A 22,775-nucleotide genomic window follows, 5' to 3' on the forward strand; every position below is an offset into this window, starting at 1 on the left:
AGTTATTTCCCTTATTTCAAAATGGCGCTTGTTTAGAGCGCCATTTGTTTGAGTTACATTTTAAATGTCGTGTTTGATTTAAAGGCTGCTGACTTTTCTATCTGCATCTTCAGGGTCAACGGCTGTTGCCAAGTTAAAGTGCTCAGGTGCATTTCCGGGATGCAAAATCACAGGAACACTTTTCGAAGCCGGAATCTTGGCATACTTGTCGTGACTGCTTAATGCCACTAAAGGATTGGTTTCCGGATAGTAAGCGGCCAAGCTGCCACGCGGAATGTTATACGGCACAATACGGAAACTATGCACAATACGCTTCACACCATCCGAGAAAACACTTTCAATGTCGACCCACTGGTTTGCTTCAAAGCCTGCTTCATCAATATCGGCTTGGTTCATAAACAATACGCGGCGCTGACCAAAGACCCCACGGTAACGGTCATCTAGCCCATATAAAGTGGTGTTGTATTGGTCATGAGAACGAGTAGTCATTAAGGTATATACTTTACTTTCGGTATATGCCGCAGCGTACTGATTTTCCTTATCGGCATAAACCTCACTCAGAGGTGTAATCATAAACTGCGCTTTACCACTTTTTGTATTCCAGATGTGTTGATTAGCAGGATGCTCTAAGTGAAAACCGCCCGGTTTATAAACACGTAAATTAAAGTCATGGAATTCATCAAATACATCGGCAATTGAGTCACGAATGCGGTCATAGCTCTCGATATACCATTTCCATTTAATCTGACTGTCTGGAAGTACCGCTTCAGCCATTCTTGCCACAATATCCGGTTCAGACAAAATATTTTTAGAAATTGGCGTGTTGCGCCCTGCCGACAAGTGAACATTACTCATTGAGTCTTCAACCGAAATGGCTTGTGGACCGTGAAGCTGTTCATCAATTTCGGTACGGCCTAAACACGGCAAAATGAGTGCATCTTTACCACATACCAAATGACTACGATTTAATTTCGTTGCGACATGAACGGTTAAATCACATTTTCTAAGTGATTCTTGGGTATATGGGGTATCGGGAGTTGCAACTGCAAAGTTTCCGCCTAAACCAATAAAGACTTTAACCTCGCCTTCAGCCATAGCTTTAATGGTTTCGACTACACCATGCCCATTTTTTCTTGGTGATTTAATACCGAATACATGGTCAATGCTATCGAGCAGCTTAGGACTAGGCAACTCATTAATACCCATCGTGCGGTCGCCTTGCACATTACTATGCCCACGAACCGGACAAAGTCCTGCACCCGGTCTGCCAATTTGACCACGCGCCAACAATAAATTTGCCAGCATATGTACGTTAGCGGTTCCGTGGCGGTGCTGGGTAATGCCCATACCCCAACAGAAAATGGAGCGCTCTGACTCTAAAAAGAGTTTAGCTAGTTTTTCTAAATGTTCAGGCGACAGACCTGAGTGCTTATAAATATCTGCCCACTCAGTTCTTTCTACCTCGGCAATCATTTCATCGAAACCAACGGTATTGACTGCAATAAAGTTTCGGTCAAAAACGCTTGGTTTACCTGAGGCAATTGCCTTTTTATCCCACTCATTTAAGTGCTTTAACATCCCTAACATGAGTGCATAGTCACCCCCAATTTTTGGCTGGAAATAATAACGACTAATTGGCGTACTGCCGTTAGTCATCATTTCAAGCGGTGCTTGTGGGTCTTGGAAACGCTCTAGGCCTCGTTCTTTAATTGGGTTAATCGCAATAATATTGCCGCCGCGTTTAGACACTTCACGCAAAGTACCTAACATGCGCGGATGGTTGGTGCCGGGGTTATGACCAAAACTAAAAATAGCATCAGCTATATCAAAGTCATCTAGGGTGACTGTGCCCTTTCCTAAACCAATCGAGTCAAGTAAACCGACACTTGTGGTTTCATGACACATGTTCGAACAGTCTGGAAAGTTATTTGTTCCAAAACTTCTTACAAACAATTGATATAAAAATGCTGCTTCGTTACTGGCACGGCCCGACGTATAAAATGCCGCTTGGTCTGGGTTATCTAGCGCATGTAAATGTTGAGCAATAAGCTTAAATGCATCATCCCACGAAATAGGCACATATTTATCGGTTGCAGCATCATAACGAACTGGGTCGGTTAAGCGGCCTAAGTCTTCTAGGAAAAAGTCACTTTGTTCTGACAGCCAACTGACTGTATGCCCTGCGAAATATTCAGGAGTAACGGTTTTACTGGTTGCTTCAAAGGCAACCGCTTTGGCACCATTTTCACAGAAGTTAAATGCGTGAGCGTCTTTCTTTTCTGGCCATGCACAGCCGGGACAGTCAAAACCTGTCGGCTGATTAATGTTGAGTAAGGTAATTGAGCCTTTGCCTAAAATATCTTGTCGCTTTAGGTTTCGAGCAACACTGAGCAGTGCGCCCCACCCACCAGCAGGATGAGTATATGGCTCAATTCGCGCAAAACTATTATTTTCCTGTATGTGCTTTTGTTCTTCTGAATTATCCACTTTTTCATCCTCTTATTTCTTTTACACTCAACAGGCTCAATGAAATCACAATTTAATTATGGTTTGATCAAAGCTACCCGCTAATTACCGATGAGTAGAGTCTGCTTTTGATGTTATTGCTCATATTTTAAAAGCTGGCTCAAGGCTTCTTATAATATGTGCCATATTGTTTACAATTACAATCATTCACCCCAAGTACACCATTTAAATAATACTAATTAAAACAAATATTTAAAAAAATAATAACTGTGGTTTTTACAGATCAAAACATTATTAGCCTTCACACTTAACAGAGTGAAAGTGTTTTTAAATTGACACTTACATGTGTTTAACTATGGTTTTTTGGCATTAAGCAGTATAAAACAATGATAAATCTATTCTTATTAGAGCATTTATGAAGGTTGTGATTGCCCCTGACTCATTTAAAGACAGCTTATCTGCTTTAAAGGTAGCTCAGGCCATTGCCAAAGGATGGCAAGCAGTTTTTCGTCATGCAGAAACTTTGATTTGCCCAATGGCAGATGGAGGCGAAGGAACCATTGAAGCAGTGTTAGAAGTCTGCAAAGGTGAATGGCGTGAAAAAACTGTGGTTGGCCCCTTAGGTCAGCCTGTTCAAGCCAAATGGGGATGGTTAGAAAAACAAAAAATCGCCATCATTGAAATGGCTCAAGCGAGCGGCATACAGTTAGTCCCACCGTCAGAGCGTGATGCTTGCCACAGCACAACGTTTGGAACAGGCCAACTCATTTTGGATGCTTTAGACTCAGGTGCAAAAGACATAATTTTAACTGTGGGCGGTAGTGCCACTAATGATGGCGGCACAGGTTTACTCAGTGCTTTGGGCGCAGTTTTGCTCGATACCAATCAAAACGTTTTACCTGCAGGTGGCCTCGCTCTAAGCAATCTATCCAAAATTGATTTAACACATTTCGATTCTCGCATTCAGCACACACGGTTTTTACTGGCTGCCGATGTGACCAATCCACTTTGCGGCCCAAATGGCGCATCTCATATTTTTGGTCCACAAAAAGGTGCTTCTCCGACTCAAGTAAAGTTACTTGATGCAGCACTTGCACATTTTGCCGATGTGTCAGCGGAGCTTTTAGGTTTTGACAAACGAGATGAAGCAGGCTCAGGTGCTGCGGGTGGTTTGGGGTTTGCTGCCAAAAGTTATTTAAATGCGTCGTTTAAAGCTGGTGTTAAAGTCGTGGCTGAACTGAATGAACTTGAACGTAAAATTGCTGATGCAGATTGGGTGATTACGGGTGAAGGTAAATTTGACCAGCAAACTTTAAGTGGTAAAACAGTTTTTGGGGTGAGCCAAATAGCAAAGGCGCACAATGTACCTGTGATTGTGATTGCTGGGACATTAGGCGAAGGCTACCAAGCACTTTATGAACATGGGGTTACGGCTGCTTTTTCGCTAGCCAATGGCCCCATTACATTAGAACAGGCCTGTGAACATGCGGCGGAACTCATTTATGAACGAACAGTCGATATTTCGAGATTAATTCAGTTTAGCAAACCAGCTTGAAAGATAAAAAAGCTTAGTCGGCTAATTTTAAAAGGTTCTCTTTACAGCTTTCCAATATTTCATCGCTAAGGTTTGATTGGTCTGGGCATGCGCGAGACAAGGCAATTGCCCCTACAGACTGGGCAAGAATATTAATGGCTTGCTTTCTCAACTCTGGCGTTTCCAAAGAAACTTGTTTGGCGCGTTCATTCATAATGAACTGAATAAGTTGCTCAATGCCCTCTTCAAATTCGACTTTTACTTCGTCGGGCTGTCTTGCGGCATCACAAGATAGCGCTGTTAAGGTACAGCCCAAATCTCGATTATCTCGATGAGTACGAGACACATAAAGCTGAATAAATTGAGTTAAGTTTAAACCTTCTATTCTTTTTAAAACCTGCTCAAGCCCATGTTTAACAGTAATTGAGACAAGGTCTGTTTTCGAAGTGAAATGTTTATAAAAGCCGCCGTGGGTAAAACCTGCGCTAGACATCAACTCGGCAATGCCGACCCCATCGTAGCCTTTGCTACGAAACAGTTGAGTCGCCTTTTCAACAATTTTTTCTCGGTTTTCCTTTACCTGAGTTTTACTGACTTTCATGTTGACGCACCCACTTTTATTCACCCTACTGATCATAATTATACATTGATTATGATTGACATCAAAAATTAGTTATTTTAGATTATGATTATCATCTAAAAATTAAAGCGTGGAGACATCACATGTCAGCTCAATCAAAAGTACTTATTACAGGAGCTTCGTCAGGGATTGGTTCTGTCTATGCAGACCGATTTGCTCAACGTGGCCATAACTTAATTCTGGTGGCACGAGACACCAACCGCTTAGATAAAATCTCGAAGGACCTTCAAGAAAAATACGGTGTACAGGTCGAGTTCATTCAAGCCGATTTATCAAAAGATCAGGACATCAGTAAAATTGAAGATGTACTCAAAAACGATGCTGATATTGAAATTTTGGTAAATAACGCTGGCATTGCACTAAACGGAAACTTTTTAACTCAAGATCGTAATGAGATTGAAAAACTTCTGACTTTAAATATGAGTGCGGTGGTGCGGTTATCTCATGCAATTTCTCAAAAACTCGTAAATAAAGGTAAAGGTGCCATTATTAATTTAGGCTCTGTGCTTGGCTTAGCGCCTGAATTTGGTTCTACCATTTATGGTGCAAGTAAATCCTTCATCCAATTTTTTAGCCAAGGTTTACATTTAGAGTTAAAAGATCATGGCGTATATGTACAAGCAGTATTACCTTCGGCAACTAAAACTGAAATTTGGGAACGTTCAGGTATGGATTTAAGCCAAGTACCACCATTAATGGATGTCAATGATTTGGTAGATGCTGCTCTTATCGGTTTTGATCGCAAAGAAACAATTACAATTCCTGTGCTGAAAGACGAAAATCAATGGAATAATTTTGAAAAATCACGTATCACTTTACTACCAAACTTTTCTTCGGCTGAAGTAGCTCAACGTTATAAAAACTAACAAGTACCGCTACCCAACTCTTAAGTAGGAAAAACTTATGAATGTTATTGATGCTCTCCGTAAGCGCCGTGCGATTAAACGCTTCGACCCTTCTTTTCAGTTATCTGAAGATAACAAGAAAGAGTTATTACAAGAAGTTTTAGCAAATGCACCAAGTGCTTTTAACTTGCAACATTGGCGTCCAGTGATTATTGAAGACACTGAGTTAAGACAAAAAATTCGTGCCATTGCTTGGGACCAACCACAAGTTACAGAAGCATCTTTACTGATTGTGTTATGTGCAAAAGTAAATACATGGGAAGCCGATGCTAAACGTGTATGGGATGGTGCGACTCCAGAAGTGCAAAATATTATGGTAGGTGCGATTGACCAGTATTACCGTGACCGCCCACAAACTCAACGTGACGAAGTGATGCGTAGTGCGGGCATTTTTGCTCAAACCCTCATGTTACTTGCTCAAGAACATGGTTTAGATAGCTGCCCTATGGACGGTTTTGACTTTGACGCAATGGCGAAGCTTGTTAACTTGCCTGAAGACCATGTGGTGTGTTTAATGATTGCCGTTGGTAAGTCGGCTTCTGAACCTTACCCACGTGTGGGTAAACTTCCTTACGACGATGTGATTATTCAAAATACATTCTAAGTACTAAAATTTTGGCCCCTCATACTATAAATAGCATGAGGGGCTAACTTTTAGCTGAAATGTTATTTTTGCAACATTATTTTGCCTTTTTTGCGTTTAATTTATTGGTTAAACGACGAACTAACAGAAAAAATAAAGGCACAAAGAAAATAGAAAGTAAGGTACCAGAAATCATACCGCCCGTTACGGCTATACCAATTTCTTTACGGCTTACAGCCCCTGCACCTGTAGATACAGCCAATGGAAGAACACCAGCCACAAATGCCAGAGATGTCATAATAATGGGGCGTAATCGCTGACCTGCACCTTCAATAATCGCTTCCATCAATGCTTGTCCTGCCTCTAACTTAGCTGCCGCGAATTCAACAATCAAAATAGCATTTTTGGCAGAAAGTCCAATGGTAGTAAGCATAGCCACCTGAAAGTAAATATCATTCACAAAACCAGCTAGACTTGCAGCCACTACAGCTCCAATCAGGCCTAAAGGAATCACTAGCATGACAGAAACAGGAATAGACCAACTTTCATAAAGTGCTGCCAAACATAAAAAGATAAAGATAATTGAGGCTAAATATAACCAAATGGTTTGACCACCAGCTAACTTCTCTTGATAAGACAACCCGCTCCACTGAAGGTTAAAGCCTTGTTGCTGATCAACTAACTGCTGCATCTTATCCATAGCTCCACCAGAACTTTCACCAGTTGCCGCAGAACCTTGTATTTGTACAGCTGAAAGACCATTAAAGCGTTGCAGCATTTGGGGTCCCATTTGCCATTTTACAGAAGAGAAACTAGAAAATGGCGTCATCTGACCTGTCGCACCGCGAACATACCATTGCCCAATATCTTGAGGTAAGGAACGATAAATCGCGTCTCCTTGCATATAAACTCGCTTAACACGTCCCTGATCGATGAAATCATTAATATAAGATCCACCCCATGCCGACGACAGCGTATTACTGATATCGGCTTGAGCCAAACCAAGTGCACTGGCTTTTCTTTGATCGATGTCGACTTGTAACTGAGCTTTATCTTCTAAACTATTTAGACGGACTGCTGCTAAGCCAGAATCAGCACTTGCTGCTTTTAACACAGTGTTTTGTGCCGCCAGTAAAGCATCACGTCCTTTATTTTCAGCATCTTGTAACCAAAGTTCAAAACCACTTGATTGTCCAAGCCCCCTCACCGCGGCTGGTGAAAGTACCTGAACACGTGCGTTACGCAGTGACTTGAAATATGAGTTTGCCCGAGCAATCACTGCTTCTGCTGTGTTTTGACTCCCTTCTCGGTCATCCCAATGTTTGAGTCCAGCAAATGCCATTCCCACATTTTGCCCACTGCCTGCGTTATTTCTACCCATCACCATGAAAATCACATTGAGATTATCCTTTTCTTTCGTCAGGAAATAATCTGCTATCTGATTACCCACCCGTTCTGTTTCAGCGAGTGTCGTGCCTACAGGTGTACTAAACTGGACCATAACCGAGCCTTGGTCTTCTTGTGGTAAAAACCCAGTATTCATACGCGTATATTGCCAGCCTAACAAAGCTGTAATGCCTAAGAATATGATCATGAATATTTTGGGTTTACCTAAAACCGCAAGCAACTTGGTACGGTAGCCCGATTGCCCTTGTTCGACTTTACGATTGAACCAAGTAAAGAATTTTCTCTGCTTATGTTTTTCATTTGCAGGTTTGAGTAAGGTTGCACACAACGCAGGTGAAAGAGTTAAAGCAACAATGGCTGAAAGCACCATAGCCGATACGAGTGTTACCGAAAATTGGCGATAGATAATGCCGACAGAACCACCAAAAAAAGCCATCGGTAAAAATACCGCAGCAAGGACCATCGCAATACCGACCAACGCACCCGATATTTCTTTCATCGAAATTAGGGTGGCTTGCCGAGCATCAAGATTTTGCTCATGCATAACCCGCTCGACATTTTCTACAACGACAATTGCGTCATCTACAAGCAAACCAATTGCCAAAACCATCGCAAATAAAGTCAGCGTATTAATGCTATAGCCCAATATACTGAGTACGCCAAATGTTCCTAACAATACGACAGGAACCGCAATAGCTGGAATTAAAGTCGCACGCCAGCTCTGCAAAAATAAGAACATAACAATAATGACGAGAACAATTGCCTCAGCTAAAGTTTTAATCACCCCTTTTACAGATGCTTCGACAAATGGCGTACTGTCACGAGGGTATGCAACTTTTAACCCCGATGGCATAGAGCCGGTTAAACGCGTGACCTCAGCTTTCACCCTTTCAGCGGTTTCTAAAGCATTGGCGCCCGAAGCAAGTTGAATAGACATACCTGAAGCTGGCTTTCCATTCAAACGTGTAGAGGTTTGATAGCTTTCTGCACCGCGCTCTACACGAGCCACATCTTTAAGTAAAACAACAGCACCGCTTGTTTGAGTCCGTAAAATAATATTTTCAAATTGGTTGACAGTCTGTAGACGGGATAATGCGGTTACTGTTGCATTTAAAGCCTGTCCGTCACGAGTCGGTAATGCACCTAACTCACCTGCTGTAATTTGTGCATTTTGAGCTTCAATTGCAGTTCTGACATCGGAAGGCATAAGGCCATAGCTATTTAGTTTATGCGGATCGAGCCATATGCGCATTGCATATTGAGCACCAAATACTGTGATTTCACCTACACCATCAACGCGACTTAATGGGTCTTGAAGTGTGCTCACCATGTAGTCGGATATATCGACAGAAGTTCTTGTGTTACTTTCATCGTAAAGTGCAAAGACCAATAAACTGTCACCCTGTGACTTTGTTACGGTAATGCCTTGTTGCTGAACCTCTTGAGGAAGTCGGCTAAGCGCCTGATTGACGGCGTTTTGTACCTGAACCTGCGCTGTGTCAGGGTTTGTTTTTTGATTAAAACTTAAGCTTATACGTGCCTGACCAGCCGAACTACTACTCGATGAAAAATAAAGTAAACCATCAATGCCCTTAATTTGCTGTTCCAAAATCTGGGTCACACTATCTTCAACAGTTTTGGCAGATGCTCCGGGATAATTTGCAGTGACGTTTACACCCGGTGGTGCAATATCTGGATATTGTTCAATGGGCAAGGTCAAAATAGAAATGGTACCCAAGGCCATAATACAAATAGAAAGAACCCAAGCAAAAATAGGCCGTGCAATAAAAAAACTCGACAACATAGCGTATCCTCAGCTCATTGGTGTGGGTTCAATCGCCATACCGGCACTTAAACCTTGCAAGCCATCAACAATGACTTGATCTCCTTCGTTCAAGCCAGATATCACTAACCAACGGTTATCCATTGCATTTCCTAGCTTAATTTTTCTTTGTTCAGCTTTATTATCTTTTCCGACCACCCATACAAGCGCGTTTCCATCAGCATCTCTGAAAAGAGCACCTTGGGGGATCAAGATGCTGTTAGGCCGCGTACCCGTTCCAAGTTCTGCGCGCACATACATTCCCGGCAATAAACCATGATTTGGATTTGAAAATGCTGCACGCAACGTGATACTTCCTGTCGCTTCATCCACTGCAATATCACTGAATTTAAAGGTACCTTGCTGCGAATAAGTAGTACCATTTTCAAGCTGTAAACGGACTGAAAGTTGAGTTGGTTTTATTCCATTTTCAGTAAGCTGTTTACGCAGCGCCATATATTCATCACTCGACTGGGTTAAATCGATATACATCGGGTCAAGTTTTTGAATGGTTGCTAAAGGGTCTGTTTGAGCCGAAGTGACTAAAGCACCGCGTGTAATTGAAGAGCGTCCTATTCGACCTGAAATAGGCGCAGTAACTTGTGTATAACGTAAATTTGTTCGTGCTGTTTTTAATACAGCTTCATTTACCGCAACGGTAGCTTTTGCCTGTTCATAAGCACTTAATGCATTATCAAGTTCTTGCTGACTCACTCCATTTACCTTAATGAGCTCCTTATAGCGCTCCGCTTGCAGACGAGTTGAGTTCACTGTTGCTTTAGCAAGAGAAAGATTACCTGCAGCCTCATCAACACTATCGCGATAGAGTGACGAATCAATTTTATAAAGCGGTTGTCCTTTATTCACCTGAGAGCCTTCTTTAAACAACTGCTCAACAACTACTCCGTTTACTTGTGGACGCACTTGTGAAATTTCAGAAGCCACTGTTCTTCCAGCTAACTGATAAGAAGATTCAATCGTCTCTTTTTTTATAGTGATAACACCAACCTTTTGGTTATTTTTAACAATAGGTTTTTCAGAATCACATCCACTTAGAAACAAGAGCAGAGGCAATAAATACAAGGTTTTACGACTAAAAAAATGAATATCAGGCATATCGGGAACCCGAGAAATATGGACAATTTATTTACTTTACTGTAAAGTAAATAAATAAGATGTGCAAGAAAACACCATATGTTAAAAAAATCTCCAGGACGTCCCTCTCGAATCCGCCCAACTCTTATAGCAGCAGCACGTGAACTCTTTCTTGAACAAGGTTTAGAAGTCCGTTTAGAGGCTATTGCCACTAAAGCTGGTACAAATCGACAAACTTTATATAACCATTTTCCAACCAAAACAGCGCTGCTGATTGAAGTCTTCGATCATTTAAAAGCAGAAATGGAAGCTCCTTTTATTGAGCAGCACGATGCTAGCAACAAACGATTAGATCAACGTTTATTTGATATTGGGCACGCTGTGCAAACTCATTTTTATAATGTTGATGCGATTCGTCTGCAACGATTAATGATTATTGCTTTAGTTGAAATGAAAGAGATTCTTCCTAAAATCCAGAATCGTACTCAAGGCAATATTAAGAGGTCTTTAAGTCATATTCTTGAAACTGCACACAATGCAGGCTTAATTCAAGTTGAACATCCTGATGAAGCTGCTAAAGCCTTTTTGGGTGCTATGATGGGATATTCTTATCCTGCAACAATGTTAGGTGGTGCACTACCCACTCCTCAGGAATTAAAAAAACTCAATCAAGAAGTTTGTTCAATGTTTTTAAAGGCATGGCAGTATAAAGAATAATTGTCTAAGCAATAAAAGCTCCGTATTTAGAGGGGCTTTTATTGCCTCAAATCATTAATCGTATTTCTTTAAAGTTTTGATCAAAGCCTCATGAAATAGTTTCGGGTCTTGCATTTGTGGTGAATGTCCCATACCTGAAAATTCAATTAATTCAGCGTTTGGAATTAATTTTGCAGCCTCTTTACCTAGAACACTGTATTGACCAATTTTTTCCTTAACTTCAGGTGGAGCTATATCACTACCAATTGCAGTTGTGTCACCTGTACCGATATACAGCACGGTAGGCACTTTAAGATGAGAGAATTCATAATAGACAGGTTGAGTAAAAATCATGTCGTAAATAAGTGCTGAGTTCCAAGCGACTTTTTCATGTCCCTTCCCTGCATTTAATCCAGCTAACATATCTACCCATTTATCATATTCAGGCTTCCATTGCCCCTGATAATAAGTTTTTAATTCATAAGCTTTAATAGACTCAGCACTCACTTTCAGTTCACGCTGATACCATTGATCAATACTGCGATATGGAACTCCTTTTGCTTTCCAGTCCTCTAAACCAATTGGATTGACCATTCCTAATAATTTTGTTTCTTGTGGATACATCAAAGCATAGCGGGTTGCCAACATACCACCTGTTGAATGCGCCAATAAAATAGGTTGTTTAACCCCTAATTTATCGAGTAAAGCATGTGTGTTCTCTGCAAGCTGTTGGAAACTATATTGATAATGATCTGGTTTGCTAGAAGTACAAAAACCGATTTGATCGGGAGCAATCACCCGATAGCCATTTTGCGTTAGAAAACTAATGGTTTCTTCCCAAGTTGCACCACAAAAGTTTTTGCCATGCAAAACCACCACTGTTTGTCCATTAGGTTTTTTGGGTTGAACATCCATATATCCCATTTTTAAATTTTGCTGTTGGGATGAGAAGTTAAAATATTGGAGCGGATAAGGATATTTAAATCCTTCTAAATGCTCTCCATACACATTATTTGCAGAACTGACTGTTGTTGCAGTAAGACAAGCAAAAAATAAAGACAAGAATGGCAGTTTATTTTTCATCTTTCATTTCTCTCGAACAAATAGGAATAAGGATGTTTTAGCTGAGTTACATCCGAGTTCAAGATCGATTCGAATGTAAAAGTTTTACGGATTATTTAAATAGAAATTTGGATAAACTTTTCTCGACGCCTTCAGGGTTTTCTTCAATTAGCCAATGACCTGTGTTAGGTAAAATTACCGCTTCTAACTTAGCTGGATCTTCCACAAACTTCGCTCTCATTTCTTTAATCAATACGTCATTCACTCCCTTTTCACCACTAAGTGCCATTGCAGGAATAAGTAACTTTTTGTTATTTGCTAAAAGTGCTTCATTTTGTAGGGCTGAGTCTTTCTTTGAACGGTAATAGCCAAAGGCTGCTTTTAATTTATCTCGAGTCGAATATGGCTCAATCAACTCAGCAAGGAGTTCAGGCGTAAAAATGTCTTTTTTACCTGCATAAGTTTTAATAAAGTACGAGAGAAATAAATTTGGGTCATTTGCAATTTGCTTTTCGGCAATATCACCAAAACTAAAATAGCCAAAATGCCAGCCTAAACCTGGCCCTTTTGGTGAATAACCTGGGTGATTGAATGTCTCCATATCTGGAATTGGAGAATCCATAAAGACAACTTTTTTAACGTAATCTTGATTGTTTGCTACTAGAGGATAAGAAGCCGTATTTCCAATATCATGACTCACATAATAAATAGGCTCATTCTTGGTAATTTGTTTTATGGCACTTAATAGAATTTTCGATACATTCTCTGCGGAGTAATCATCGTTAAGTATGGGAGATGATTGACCCAAACCCGGTAAATCTATTGCAATCACTTTATGATCTTTCATATACGAAAGCATGACTGGTTCCCACATTTTCCATGTCGAACCAAAACCATGAATAAATATAATTGGTGTGCCTTTAGATCCGCCTTCAACGTAATGGAGTTTTACGCCTTCAGACTCGATAAATTTACTAGATAAACCTTTTGCATAAGCATATTGACCTAACCCATTAGATTTCACTTTATTAAACATTTGCTGTGAAACGGCTGGCGGTGTATCTATCGACTTTAAGTTTGGGTCATATTCTGCATTTGCATATGAAGAACCAACCAAAATAAAAGCTGTAGAAATGGATATATTTTTAAAATATCTATTCATATTAATGACTCATTTAAAATAAATAATTCATTGCACCCAAGCCTTAAGCCTGAGTGCGATGAATTTCATATTTATTTAAATAAAAAGTTCGATAAACTTTTCTCGACACCTTCAGGGTTTTCTTCCACCATCCAGTGTCCTGTATCTGGCAAAATAATGGCTGAGTATTGGGCTGGATCAGCTACAAATCGTGCTCGCATCTCTTTAACCAAAACATCATTTACCCCTTTCTGGCCGGTAAGCGCCATAGAAGGTATGGTTAACTTTTTGCCACTAGCAAGTAATGCTTCATTTTGACGAACTGAATCAGCATGAGAATGGTAATAACCAAAAGCTGCTTTTAATTTATCTCGAGTTGAATATGGCTCAATCAACTCAGCAAGGAGTTCAGGCGTAAAAATGTCTTTTTTACCTGCATAGGTTTTAATAAAGTACGAGAAAAATAAATTTGGGTCATTCGCAATTTGCTTTTCAGCAATATCACCAAAGCTGAAATAACCAAAGTGCCAGCCTAAACCTGGGCCATCTGGGGTATACCCCGGATATTCGAACATAGCACGGTCAGGAATTGGCGAGTCCATAAATACTACTTTTTTGATATAGCCCTGATTATTGGCAACCAGTGGATAAGAAGCCGAATTACCTAAATCGTGACTGACATAATAGATTGGCCCTTTACCAGCAATTTTTTTAATCGCACCAATCAAGATTTTTGAGGTATTTTCTGCCGAATAATCATCGTTAAGTATGGGAGATGACTGACCCAAACCCGGTAAATCAATTGCAATCACTTTATGGTCTTTCATATAAGAAAGCATGACTGGTTCCCACATTTTCCATGTCGAACCAAAACCATGAATAAATACAATCGGTGTGCCTTTAGATCCGCCTTCAACATAATGAAGTTTTACACCTTCAGACTCGATAAACTTACTAGATAAACCTTTTGCATAAGCATACTGGCCTAACCCCTCAGATTTCACTTTATTAAACATTTGCTGTGAAACGGCTGGTGGCGTATCTATCGACTTTAAGTTTGGGTCATATTCTGCATTTGCTTGACTTAATCCCAATACACCAATTGCTGCAGACAGAGTCATTACTTTAAAAAATTTATTCATTTTCTTAGCCTTGATTTATAGAGTGAGCTTATTCAGCAGTCGGATAGTCGGTATAACCCGTTGCATCGCCACCATAGAAATATTCAGATTTTGCTGGTGCTAAAGAATGACCTGACTGTAAACGCTCTACTAAATCTGGGTTGGAAATGAAAGGACGACCAAATGCCACCGCATCTACTAATCCTTTATCAAGAATAGTTTCGGCTCTTTCGAGTGAGTAATTTCCACAAACAATTAATGTATTTGTGAACAGTGAACGGAGTTTTTCTCTGAAACCCACTGGATAAGTATCACCATGTGGAAGCATGTCCCACTCAGCCAAATGAATATAAGCGATATTTCTTTTTTGTAATTGTTCAGCTAAATAAAGCGTAATTTCTTCGGGTTGTTGGTCTGTCATGCCATTAATGGTTCCCCAAGGTGATAAACGCACCCCTACTCGGCCAGCACCAATCGCCTCAATCAATGCATCGACTGTTTCTAATAAGAAACGTGCACGATTTTCGACAGAACCACCATAGTTATCAGTACGCTGGTTCGCATCTGTAGATAAGAACTGATCAAACAAATAACCATTTGCAGCATGAACTTCAACTAGGTCAAAGCCAGCTTTCACGGCATTTTGAGCAGCTTGAATAAATTCCTGTTTAACGTTTTGAATATCATCTAAATCCATTGCTCTTGGCATTTCGGCAGGCACCATTGCCCCTTCACCTTTTTCATTAGCAATAAATACAGATGCTTTGGCCTGAATTGCAGATGGTGCAATCGGTTGCTCGTGATTAATATGCAATGAAGAGTGCGACATACGCCCTACATGCCATAACTGAGCAGCAATTTTTCCGCCTTTTTCATGTACAGCTTGAGTCGCTAAAGCCCAACCTTTGATTTGTTCTTCTGAATAAATACCAGGTGTAAAAGAATAGCCTTTACCTACGTCAGAAACTTGTGTGCCTTCAGTAATGATTAAACCTGCACTTGCACGTTGACCATAATAAAGTGCATTGAGTTCGGTCGGCACATCGTTAGGCTGTGCTGCTCTTGATCTGGTCATTGGTGCCATAACAATACGATTATTGAGTTCAACATCGCCCACAGTCACTGGATTAAATAATTTGTGATTCATTTTTTAGCCCTTAAAATATGCATAAGATTATTTATGTAGTGATCACTATATAATCATGCTAAAATACAGTCAACGATTTTTGTAGTGATTGATACAAAAATGGAGAACAAAATGAACAAAACCGCAGGTCGTGGCCGTCCTCGTAATTTCGATCGAGATGCTGCATTAGACAAAGCAATGAATCTATTTTGGCGAAATGGGTATGAAGCAACATCGATTAATGACCTGACAAAAGCGATGGAAATCAATCCGCCAAGTCTCTACGCTTCTTTTGGAAATAAAGAAAAGTTGTTTATTGAAGCTGTTGATTATTATGTAAAAAGCTTTGGTAATTATCGAATTGAGGCACTTCAAGAGTCTTTAACAGCTCAAGAAGGCATTAAAAATTTGTTAATCAGAACAATTGACCAATTTTATAGCAAGCCAGATAAAACCGGTTGTTTAGTCGTATCCGCAGCATTATCAGGTTCATCTGAAAGTAAAAATGTGCAAGAGATCTTAAGTAATGAGCGTAGAAAGACTGTTGCTCTCATCAAAGCGAGACTTGAGCAAGGTCAAAAAGATGGTGATGTAGCTGAAAGCTTAAACTTGGATGTATTAGCAGATTACTTTGGCATGATACTGTTTGGCATTACGATTCAAGCAAAAGATAACGTGCCCGTTCAAAACCTATACGAAAGTGTAGAAGTAGCTTTAAAAGCTCTAAAAAACTAATTTTTAATGATTTTAGAGTTGAAGTCATTTGGTTTGGTTTCAACTTCTTTCATTAAAATGATAGTGCTTTAAAACTGCCAAATAAATTTATAGGCCAGTGACAATAATCACTCGCCTTGAAGGTTTGTATTGTTTTCTAATCACTCATCTCAACATTTTCATCTTGGTTAAACTATTTAGAAAATAGTTCAGTAAGCTCTCCTTTTCCTCGGTTTGATGTGCGCTTAAAAGCTGAATAATTGTCCCTTCAATCATATATAGCAGTATTTTGGCATCGTTAAATGATGCCTCTATTTTTAGTAATCTGAGCTGGCTATAAAGTTCATTGATGAGCCATTTTCTGTATCTCACCGCAGTTTGATAAGCATTTGGATAGCTATTTTTAGTTTCGAAAATGGCCTTAAATAATAAGTAATATGGCCCTTCTATATCGGCATGTAACCAATAGAGTTTCTTAATTTTATCCAATACAGTTGTTTCCAAATCATATTCCATCATAGCCATCACTTGGTCTTGCAGTCGTTCTTTTTGCACAATGAGACAGATATCAACGAAGCGTTGTTTAGAGTGAAAATAACTATAGAACGTCATTTTTGTTATTTCTGTTTCACTCACGATTTTGTCGACACCGACTGTGTGAAAACCATTGTGATGAAACAAATCAATTCCATTTTCTACAGCTTTTAAAGCGCGTGTTGAGAGAATTAAATTTGGCATAGTTTTACCGTTATAAAATAAATTGTTTTTGTATATAAATGAGATATAAAAGCCTTTGCTTTTTAAAAGCTGAAAAAAAGGCATAGCAAAGCCATAAAGACTGTGCTTGGCACATCTCAAGTTTTATTGTTGCTGCAAGTTTTTAGTCGTGACGATTTAAAGCCGGATTTGCCGCATGGCGATCAGACTCATAAATAACTAAGTTGTGTTGTTATAGCTTTTGGCAAAGGCTGCCAAGAAATTAAGAATGTGCAAAGCCAACTCCTTTTTATTGGGAGTTCTGCCAGACATTTATAAAATTATGGTGGCAGAACGAGAAAGGGTTAGCAGACTAGTAATAACTCAAACTAGCACACCCGTAGGTGTCCCTTTCCCGTCCTACCGCTACGGGAAAGGAACGAGTGGCTACCACATATGAGTATTCCTCAGAAGGAATGGCTCTGATGCGGGAGTTATTATGCGGTCTGCTAAAACCGACTGGCAATGTGGCCAGCAGGCAAAGAATAGTGCCCAACCCTTTTGCAGTCAAGCACACAAAATGACATTTGTTTTAATTTAGATCATTAAAAAGTAAGGATAAATAATGCGTGAGTTATTGTTAAATGGGGGTTTATAAAGGCAATGAAATTTATATAGATAAATTAGTTTAAGTAGGTAAGAATAGAATATAAAAATGGTAAATGATGAAATGAAAATATCTTTATTGGATGTACAACAAGTATTCAATGATCTGTTAAACCATAAAATTAGCCGAGATGATGCTGAAGAATGGGCAAGGAAAAGAATGAATGCACTGGATAACCAAGATTTGTTTTTTGACCCTCCAATTGAAGAAGAACTTCTTTGGAAAGCAGTAATATACTTAAGTGGTATTGGATTAAAAATATCTCCAAATGAATATCTGGAGGATGAAAATGGTGTTAAAGAAATGTTTAATATTTATTGGAATTTATAAATATTTATATTTTAAATAGTTTATCCAAACCGAGCTAAGAAAAAGAGATATAAATAAAAAATTCTATTAGTGATATGCTGCTTTAAGCTAGAAAAAAAGGCATATGAGAAAAGTTGTATTATGCTAACTTTAAATAATCTTCATAACTCATTATCTCTAAAATGTGTAATTTACTGATTTCTATTTTTTTCATAATATCCGGAATCAAAGATGCATCAGCTAAAAAAAGCTGATCAGTCCTATCAAATCCACCTTGTAGCCTTATTTTTCCATTTTGAACATACAGATCCATCAATCGATGCTCTCTTAGGCTTTGTATAACGGTGGTTTTAAATTCATCAAAATCTATTTTTTTATTATCTTTAAAAGAATACTCATCAAAAAGTTGAGAATAAAATTTTAAGAATTTTTCTTCCCCATTTAAATACTCATCTAAACTATTATTTTTCAAAGAAGTATCATAGCAAATAATATTTGATTGATCAGATTCAACTTCTGAAAGCCAATGATCAAAAATAGAAATAGAAATTACCGTGTTCCACATAAATTTACTCAAATTATTAGAATTTTATAAGGATACATTAAGAGCTTTTCATCGTAGAACATATTTATTTAATATAATAGAGATAGCCATTATGGTTGAAACCAAGGTTTCTTTGGTGCAGTCCCAGTATATGCTGGACTAACTTTAATTGGCCCCTGACCTTTTTCACATTCTTGAACACCCCACTCACTCGGGCGAAAACGTGCATTAGCTCCATCAGGCTCAGGTTTACCAAATTCTTTTGCAATATCATAATCAATGAGTGGAATTTCAAGTAGTACGATATCTCCACGAGAACAAGCGATGGTAGGACGTTTCGTATCATAAACCCATTTACCATAGCCATTTTCTTCCTTAGGATCGAAGCGCATAACTGGACCTATTTGCTGATCCCACGCCAATTCCATTCGAGGAGGCTCCATCGCAGTGACCCACATTCCTGCGACTTGTACAGGATGAGGGAAACGTACAGCCTGTAATCCACGTAAGCTAAAGGGTACTTGTGGCTCACCGTTGTCAAAAGCATCATAACGACTAATTAAACTCCCTTTAGGAATCAACAGTTCGCCATATTGTGCATCTTGAGATAAAACGAAATGGCTGCGACTTTCCTTGTAATGCTGCTTAAGTGCTATCTCATACTCTACCGATGCACTCATATAAAATAAATAACCTGCCCACAGGTCACATATCAACGCCAGTAGCATAATGAACAATGTCTTTTTAGAAAAAAAACTCACAGGCTTTTGAGCCTTCTTTCGCCAAAAGAATAGTGCTTTCACCAATAAACCGAGTGTTAGTACAACACCAATCAATGGCGCAATAAACAACAGAAAAATTGCAAAAACCGAGAATGTCTGTACAGGTATCATAATTATTAAATCTTTAACTTCATTTTTTTCAAAGGTGGGTCGCCAAGAAAATTGTATATACGTATATTTAGAAAATAGATATTACTATTTAGTGCCTATATTAAAAATAGGAATAATTTCTTCTATTTTTACTTATGTTCTTTAAAAGATACAGCTTTTCCTAAATTTAAAATGATCGACATTATATGAATATAAGAAATTAAAAAGTGTTCTCTCCTCTTTTAGCCTTCACAAATGAAATTCTTATTAGATACAACCCAATTTAACATGCAGGTAAAAATTTTACTTGAGCTTAGAGTAAGCTCCAATCTTAGAATCGTCATGGTATTTAGTAACAAAGGTACTATTTGATGAAATTAATTTTTACTATCGTTGTATTTTCTGTGTTCATTTTTTTATTTCGTCATAAAAGAATTGAGACAAAGATTTTTATAAATCAGCCAATAGATCATGTTTGGCAAACGTTCATATGCACATCATCGTATCCAAAATGGAATACGTTATTTGGTATTGATAGATTTCCGACGCATGTAGGTCAACAAATCACTGTAGATTTATACAACGAAAATAGAAATGTGCAATTTACAATGCGACCAGTAATAAAAAAACTTGAGAAATATCACTTAAAGTGGGAAGGAAAACTCTATATAAATGGATTATTTAATGGTCGACATCAATTTATTTTCACTGAAATTGATGCCAATACAACTCAATTAGTTCAAGCAGAAGATTTTAATGGGCTACTTGTACCTATTTTAAATTACTTTGTTATTCAACCTACAAAGTTAAATTTTGATAAAATGAATAGATCCTTCAAAAAACATATTGAAAGTCAGAACTTAAATAATAATACCTGTAAAATATCCTAGTTAAAAAGTAAGGACCACTGAGTGAATATTAGTCAAATTTCAAAAAAATATGGACTATCATTAGATACTTTACGTTTTTATGAAAAATGTGGAGTATTAGTTCCCGAACGATTAACAAATGGCTATAGAAGCTATCAAGAAATACATGAACAGAAAATTAAATTAATTATATGTTTGAAAAATATTGGATTTACTCTAGAAGAGATCAAACAACTCATTGAACTTGGAACAAAACCTCCTTCTGAAGAGTGCAATATTATCTCCAATCATTTGATTGATAAAAAAATAGAGTTGATTAGTCAGCAAATTAAGTTGTTTGAATATGGAAAAGATACTCTTCAAGAGGTAAAAAAATATATTAAAGATAATTCTTTTGTCAAAAATCAGGACAAAATTCAAGATATGATTGAAACCTTGTACAAGCTTTCAAAAAATTAAATATAGAAATACTGATTTCTCAGAATACAATGAATAGGAAATTATAATGAAAATGTATCAGGTAGATGCTTTTACTAATCAGTTATTTTCAGGAAACCCAGCTGCAGTCATAATTACTAAACAATGGTTAGATGTAGAAATAATGCAAAATATTGCCATTGAGAATAATTTATCCGAAACAAGTTTTGCTCGTAAAATTGATGAGCAAGTCTACGAAATTAGATGGTTTTCACCAGTAAAAGAAGTTCAATTTTGTGGATATGGAACTTTGGCAACTAGTTTTATAATTTTTCAAGAAAACCCTCAAATTAAATCTATTACATTTCAAGTCAAACAAATGGGTGAATTTTATATTCAGAAGCAAGAAAATGGCTTTATTACAATGAATTTTCCTGTCCAGATTCCTGAAAAAATTCATAATATTCCACAAGAATTGAAGGAAGCATTGCAGTATAAAGTTGAGGAGGTTTATATCAATCCTCAAGCCTACATTGTTGTTTATGGATCAGCAGAGGCTATTTTACAAGAACAGCCCGATTTTGAAAAAATCAAACAGCTTGGTGGAAGACGAGTTGCAATTACCGCAAAGAATGATTTATTACATCCTGAATATAAAAACATCGATATTATCTCCCGCTATTTCACACCATCAATGGGAATTGATGAAGATCCCGTGACAGGCTCCTTACATACATCACTTGTTCCATTATGGAAAGATGGAATTAATAAGAACGATATTATTGCTTATCAGGCATCGAAGCGTGGAGGAATATTGCACTGTAGAATGCTCGAAAATAATAGAATCGAGATTTCAGGACAATGCCGCTTATATATGGAAGCTAAACTTTTTCTATAAAATAACTAAAGTATCAACAAATAATCTGATATTGAAATTATTTAGAATTAACCATGACTTAGTTGTAAAAAAGCCCCTGTTCTACAGCGGCTTTTTTCAATTCAACACTTAATTATTTATAGACCCAAGGCACAGCTGGTAAACCAATCCAAGCAGATTTAGTCGGAATATTTCTGCCTTTCATGACCAATATTCACTTGCCCGATTTTTACAATACGGTCTTAAAAAGAATCTATCTGGTAAATTGCTGCTCAAGCATGGTTTTCCCCCATTGGTTTCCTTCCCATTCTTTCGTCAGTTTAAATCCAAACGACTCATAAAGTTTACGAGCTGCATCAAGACCGCTAAATGTCCATAATTGCACAGCAGAGAATCCTTTCTGATCGCAAAAACCTATAGCTTCTGCTAATAATCTTTTTCCAATACCACTACCTTGATATCCATTCTCAAGAATAAACCAACGTAAATGAGCTTCATTATTTCCTAAATCTTGACCATCTATAGCTACAGATCCAATAATCTGATCATTATGTATAGCAAGCCAAATGTTATTATTTTGATCAAGTAGTCGTTCCGAAAACTCAGCAAGCCCAGATGCAACTTTAGCTTCAAAAAAATGTCCAAATCCATAGTTTTTTGCATAATAGGTTCCATGCATTTCGGTGATACGACCAATCATTCCAGTACGGTATCCAGAAACTATTTCAATTTTTTTATTTACCTCAACAATTGGATGAGATCTGCAAGCAACTAAAGCTTCTGCGTAAGATGTAAGACCCTGAGCAATTTGTTTCTGTTGAGTTAGTTTTAAATTTTCTATAGCCTGAATTACCCTCATTTGACCATATTCATTTATTTTTTTAACCGTATTGCGTCCTTTGTCAGTGAGTTGAAGCGATTTAGATCTTCCATCATTTATTGCTTGTACTTCTTTAATTTTATCCGCTTCAATTAGTTTACCTAGCATACGACTTACGCTGGATTTTTCTAAACCTAAGATTTGTGCTAACTGGATAGCAGTTATAGCGCCATAATTTTCAATCTCTAACAATGTATGAACTGCGGAAGGTGAATAGTCTGTAGCAGCAAGAGTAGCCTTCATAAATCCAAGTTCCCGAACCATAGTTCGTGAAGATCTACGAATTTCCTCAATTAATTTACTATCGATCATACGAACATCTCCAAATATAG

General features: G+C 38.2%; 21 protein-coding genes. 9 read left to right on the forward strand and 12 right to left on the reverse strand.

All coding sequences use genetic code 11. The features are described 5' to 3' along the window. Nucleotides 1-78: 78 nt before the first annotated feature. Nucleotides 79-2,487, reverse strand: coding sequence for an FdhF/YdeP family oxidoreductase (locus B554_RS0105940; protein ID WP_019457323.1), 2,409 nt, complete (start codon nucleotides 2,485-2,487; stop codon nucleotides 79-81). A 394-nt stretch (nucleotides 2,488-2,881) separates the two neighbouring features. Here B554_RS0105940 and B554_RS0105945 point away from each other — a divergent pair, with 394 nt between their 5' ends. After that, nucleotides 2,882-4,021 (forward strand): glycerate kinase, encoded by a 1,140-nt coding sequence (locus B554_RS0105945; RefSeq protein ID WP_029767610.1) that lies wholly within the window; start codon nucleotides 2,882-2,884, stop codon nucleotides 4,019-4,021. 13 nt (nucleotides 4,022-4,034) lie between these two features. Here the strand turns inward: B554_RS0105945 and B554_RS0105950 are convergent, their stop codons facing one another. Next, nucleotides 4,035-4,601 (reverse strand): TetR/AcrR family transcriptional regulator, encoded by a 567-nt coding sequence (locus B554_RS0105950; RefSeq protein ID WP_019457324.1) that lies wholly within the window; start codon nucleotides 4,599-4,601, stop codon nucleotides 4,035-4,037. Between the two features lie 122 nt (nucleotides 4,602-4,723). On the opposite strand from B554_RS0105950, the gene B554_RS0105955 reads away from it, so the two are divergent. Then, on the forward strand, nucleotides 4,724-5,506 hold the full coding sequence (locus tag B554_RS0105955; RefSeq protein WP_019457325.1) for an SDR family NAD(P)-dependent oxidoreductase: 783 nt from the start codon (nucleotides 4,724-4,726) through the stop codon (nucleotides 5,504-5,506). Between the two features lie 37 nt (nucleotides 5,507-5,543). Further along, nucleotides 5,544-6,149, forward strand: a complete 606-nt coding sequence (locus B554_RS0105960) for a nitroreductase family protein (RefSeq protein WP_019457326.1) — start codon at nucleotides 5,544-5,546, stop codon at nucleotides 6,147-6,149. 76 nt (nucleotides 6,150-6,225) lie between these two features. Here B554_RS0105960 and adeE read toward each other — a convergent pair whose 3' ends face one another. Both adeE and adeD read right to left on the reverse strand, forming a co-directional pair. Next, nucleotides 6,226-9,339, reverse strand: coding sequence for a multidrug efflux RND transporter permease subunit AdeE (adeE, locus tag B554_RS0105965; protein WP_019457327.1), 3,114 nt, complete (start codon nucleotides 9,337-9,339; stop codon nucleotides 6,226-6,228). A gap of 9 nt (nucleotides 9,340-9,348) precedes the next feature. Then, the gene (gene adeD, locus B554_RS0105970; protein WP_019457328.1) at nucleotides 9,349-10,473 is read right to left on the reverse strand and encodes a multidrug efflux RND transporter periplasmic adaptor subunit AdeD; all 1,125 of its coding nucleotides are present in this window, start codon (nucleotides 10,471-10,473) and stop codon (nucleotides 9,349-9,351) included. Between the two features lie 78 nt (nucleotides 10,474-10,551). On the opposite strand from adeD, the gene B554_RS0105975 reads away from it, so the two are divergent. After that, nucleotides 10,552-11,169, forward strand: a complete 618-nt coding sequence (locus B554_RS0105975; RefSeq protein WP_019457329.1) for a TetR/AcrR family transcriptional regulator — start codon at nucleotides 10,552-10,554, stop codon at nucleotides 11,167-11,169. Nucleotides 11,170-11,223: 54 nt separating this feature from the next. Here the strand turns inward: B554_RS0105975 and B554_RS0105980 are convergent, their stop codons facing one another. The 4 genes from B554_RS0105980 to B554_RS0105995 all read right to left on the reverse strand — a co-directional run bounded on the left by B554_RS0105980 (nucleotide 11,224) and on the right by B554_RS0105995 (nucleotide 15,619). Further along, nucleotides 11,224-12,231: an alpha/beta fold hydrolase gene (locus tag B554_RS0105980; protein WP_019457330.1), complete on the reverse strand. Its 1,008-nt coding sequence runs from the start codon at nucleotides 12,229-12,231 to the stop codon at nucleotides 11,224-11,226. A 91-nt stretch (nucleotides 12,232-12,322) separates the two neighbouring features. Further along, a complete protein-coding gene (locus B554_RS0105985) occupies nucleotides 12,323-13,372 on the reverse strand; it encodes an alpha/beta fold hydrolase (RefSeq protein WP_019457331.1) in 1,050 nt (349 codons plus the stop codon). 71 nt (nucleotides 13,373-13,443) lie between these two features. Beyond that, nucleotides 13,444-14,493, reverse strand: a complete 1,050-nt coding sequence (locus B554_RS0105990) for an alpha/beta fold hydrolase (RefSeq protein ID WP_019457332.1) — start codon at nucleotides 14,491-14,493, stop codon at nucleotides 13,444-13,446. A 28-nt stretch (nucleotides 14,494-14,521) separates the two neighbouring features. Then, nucleotides 14,522-15,619, reverse strand: a complete 1,098-nt coding sequence (locus B554_RS0105995) for an alkene reductase (protein WP_019457333.1) — start codon at nucleotides 15,617-15,619, stop codon at nucleotides 14,522-14,524. 111 nt (nucleotides 15,620-15,730) lie between these two features. Between B554_RS0105995 and B554_RS0106000 the strand changes: the two genes are divergently transcribed. Beyond that, nucleotides 15,731-16,333, forward strand: coding sequence for a TetR/AcrR family transcriptional regulator (locus B554_RS0106000; RefSeq protein WP_019457334.1), 603 nt, complete (start codon nucleotides 15,731-15,733; stop codon nucleotides 16,331-16,333). A 144-nt stretch (nucleotides 16,334-16,477) separates the two neighbouring features. On the opposite strand, the gene B554_RS0106005 is transcribed toward B554_RS0106000, so the two are convergent. Beyond that, on the reverse strand, nucleotides 16,478-17,050 hold the full coding sequence (locus tag B554_RS0106005) for a TetR/AcrR family transcriptional regulator (protein WP_025465110.1): 573 nt from the start codon (nucleotides 17,048-17,050) through the stop codon (nucleotides 16,478-16,480). Nucleotides 17,051-17,738: 688 nt separating this feature from the next. On the opposite strand from B554_RS0106005, the gene B554_RS0106010 reads away from it, so the two are divergent. Beyond that, complete coding sequence (locus tag B554_RS0106010) at nucleotides 17,739-18,005, forward strand: hypothetical protein (protein ID WP_025465111.1); 267 nt, start codon at nucleotides 17,739-17,741, stop codon at nucleotides 18,003-18,005. Between the two features lie 118 nt (nucleotides 18,006-18,123). Here the strand turns inward: B554_RS0106010 and B554_RS0106015 are convergent, their stop codons facing one another. Further along, nucleotides 18,124-18,549 carry a hypothetical protein gene (locus tag B554_RS0106015; RefSeq protein WP_019457336.1) on the reverse strand — a complete coding sequence of 142 codons (426 nt, stop codon included), beginning with the start codon at nucleotides 18,547-18,549 and terminating at the stop codon, nucleotides 18,124-18,126. A gap of 89 nt (nucleotides 18,550-18,638) precedes the next feature. Further along, nucleotides 18,639-19,379 (reverse strand): hypothetical protein, encoded by a 741-nt coding sequence (locus tag B554_RS0106020; protein ID WP_079393611.1) that lies wholly within the window; start codon nucleotides 19,377-19,379, stop codon nucleotides 18,639-18,641. A gap of 392 nt (nucleotides 19,380-19,771) precedes the next feature. Between B554_RS0106020 and B554_RS19100 the strand changes: the two genes are divergently transcribed. The 3 genes from B554_RS19100 to B554_RS0106035 are packed head-to-tail and all read left to right on the forward strand — an operon-like array spanning nucleotide 19,772 to nucleotide 21,584. Continuing rightward, a complete protein-coding gene (locus B554_RS19100; protein ID WP_019457338.1) occupies nucleotides 19,772-20,290 on the forward strand; it encodes an SRPBCC domain-containing protein in 519 nt (172 codons plus the stop codon). Nucleotides 20,291-20,311: 21 nt separating this feature from the next. Continuing rightward, on the forward strand, nucleotides 20,312-20,728 hold the full coding sequence (locus tag B554_RS0106030) for a MerR family transcriptional regulator (RefSeq protein WP_019457339.1): 417 nt from the start codon (nucleotides 20,312-20,314) through the stop codon (nucleotides 20,726-20,728). A 46-nt stretch (nucleotides 20,729-20,774) separates the two neighbouring features. Beyond that, nucleotides 20,775-21,584, forward strand: coding sequence for a PhzF family phenazine biosynthesis protein (locus B554_RS0106035; protein ID WP_019457340.1), 810 nt, complete (start codon nucleotides 20,775-20,777; stop codon nucleotides 21,582-21,584). A 232-nt stretch (nucleotides 21,585-21,816) separates the two neighbouring features. Here the strand turns inward: B554_RS0106035 and B554_RS0106040 are convergent. Next, nucleotides 21,817-22,775: GNAT family N-acetyltransferase (locus B554_RS0106040; protein ID WP_019457341.1), on the reverse strand; the 959-nt coding region annotated here is incomplete at its 5' end.

The organism is Acinetobacter sp. GG2, from assembly GCF_000292385.1.
Classification (GTDB): domain Bacteria; phylum Pseudomonadota; class Gammaproteobacteria; order Pseudomonadales; family Moraxellaceae; genus Acinetobacter; species Acinetobacter seifertii.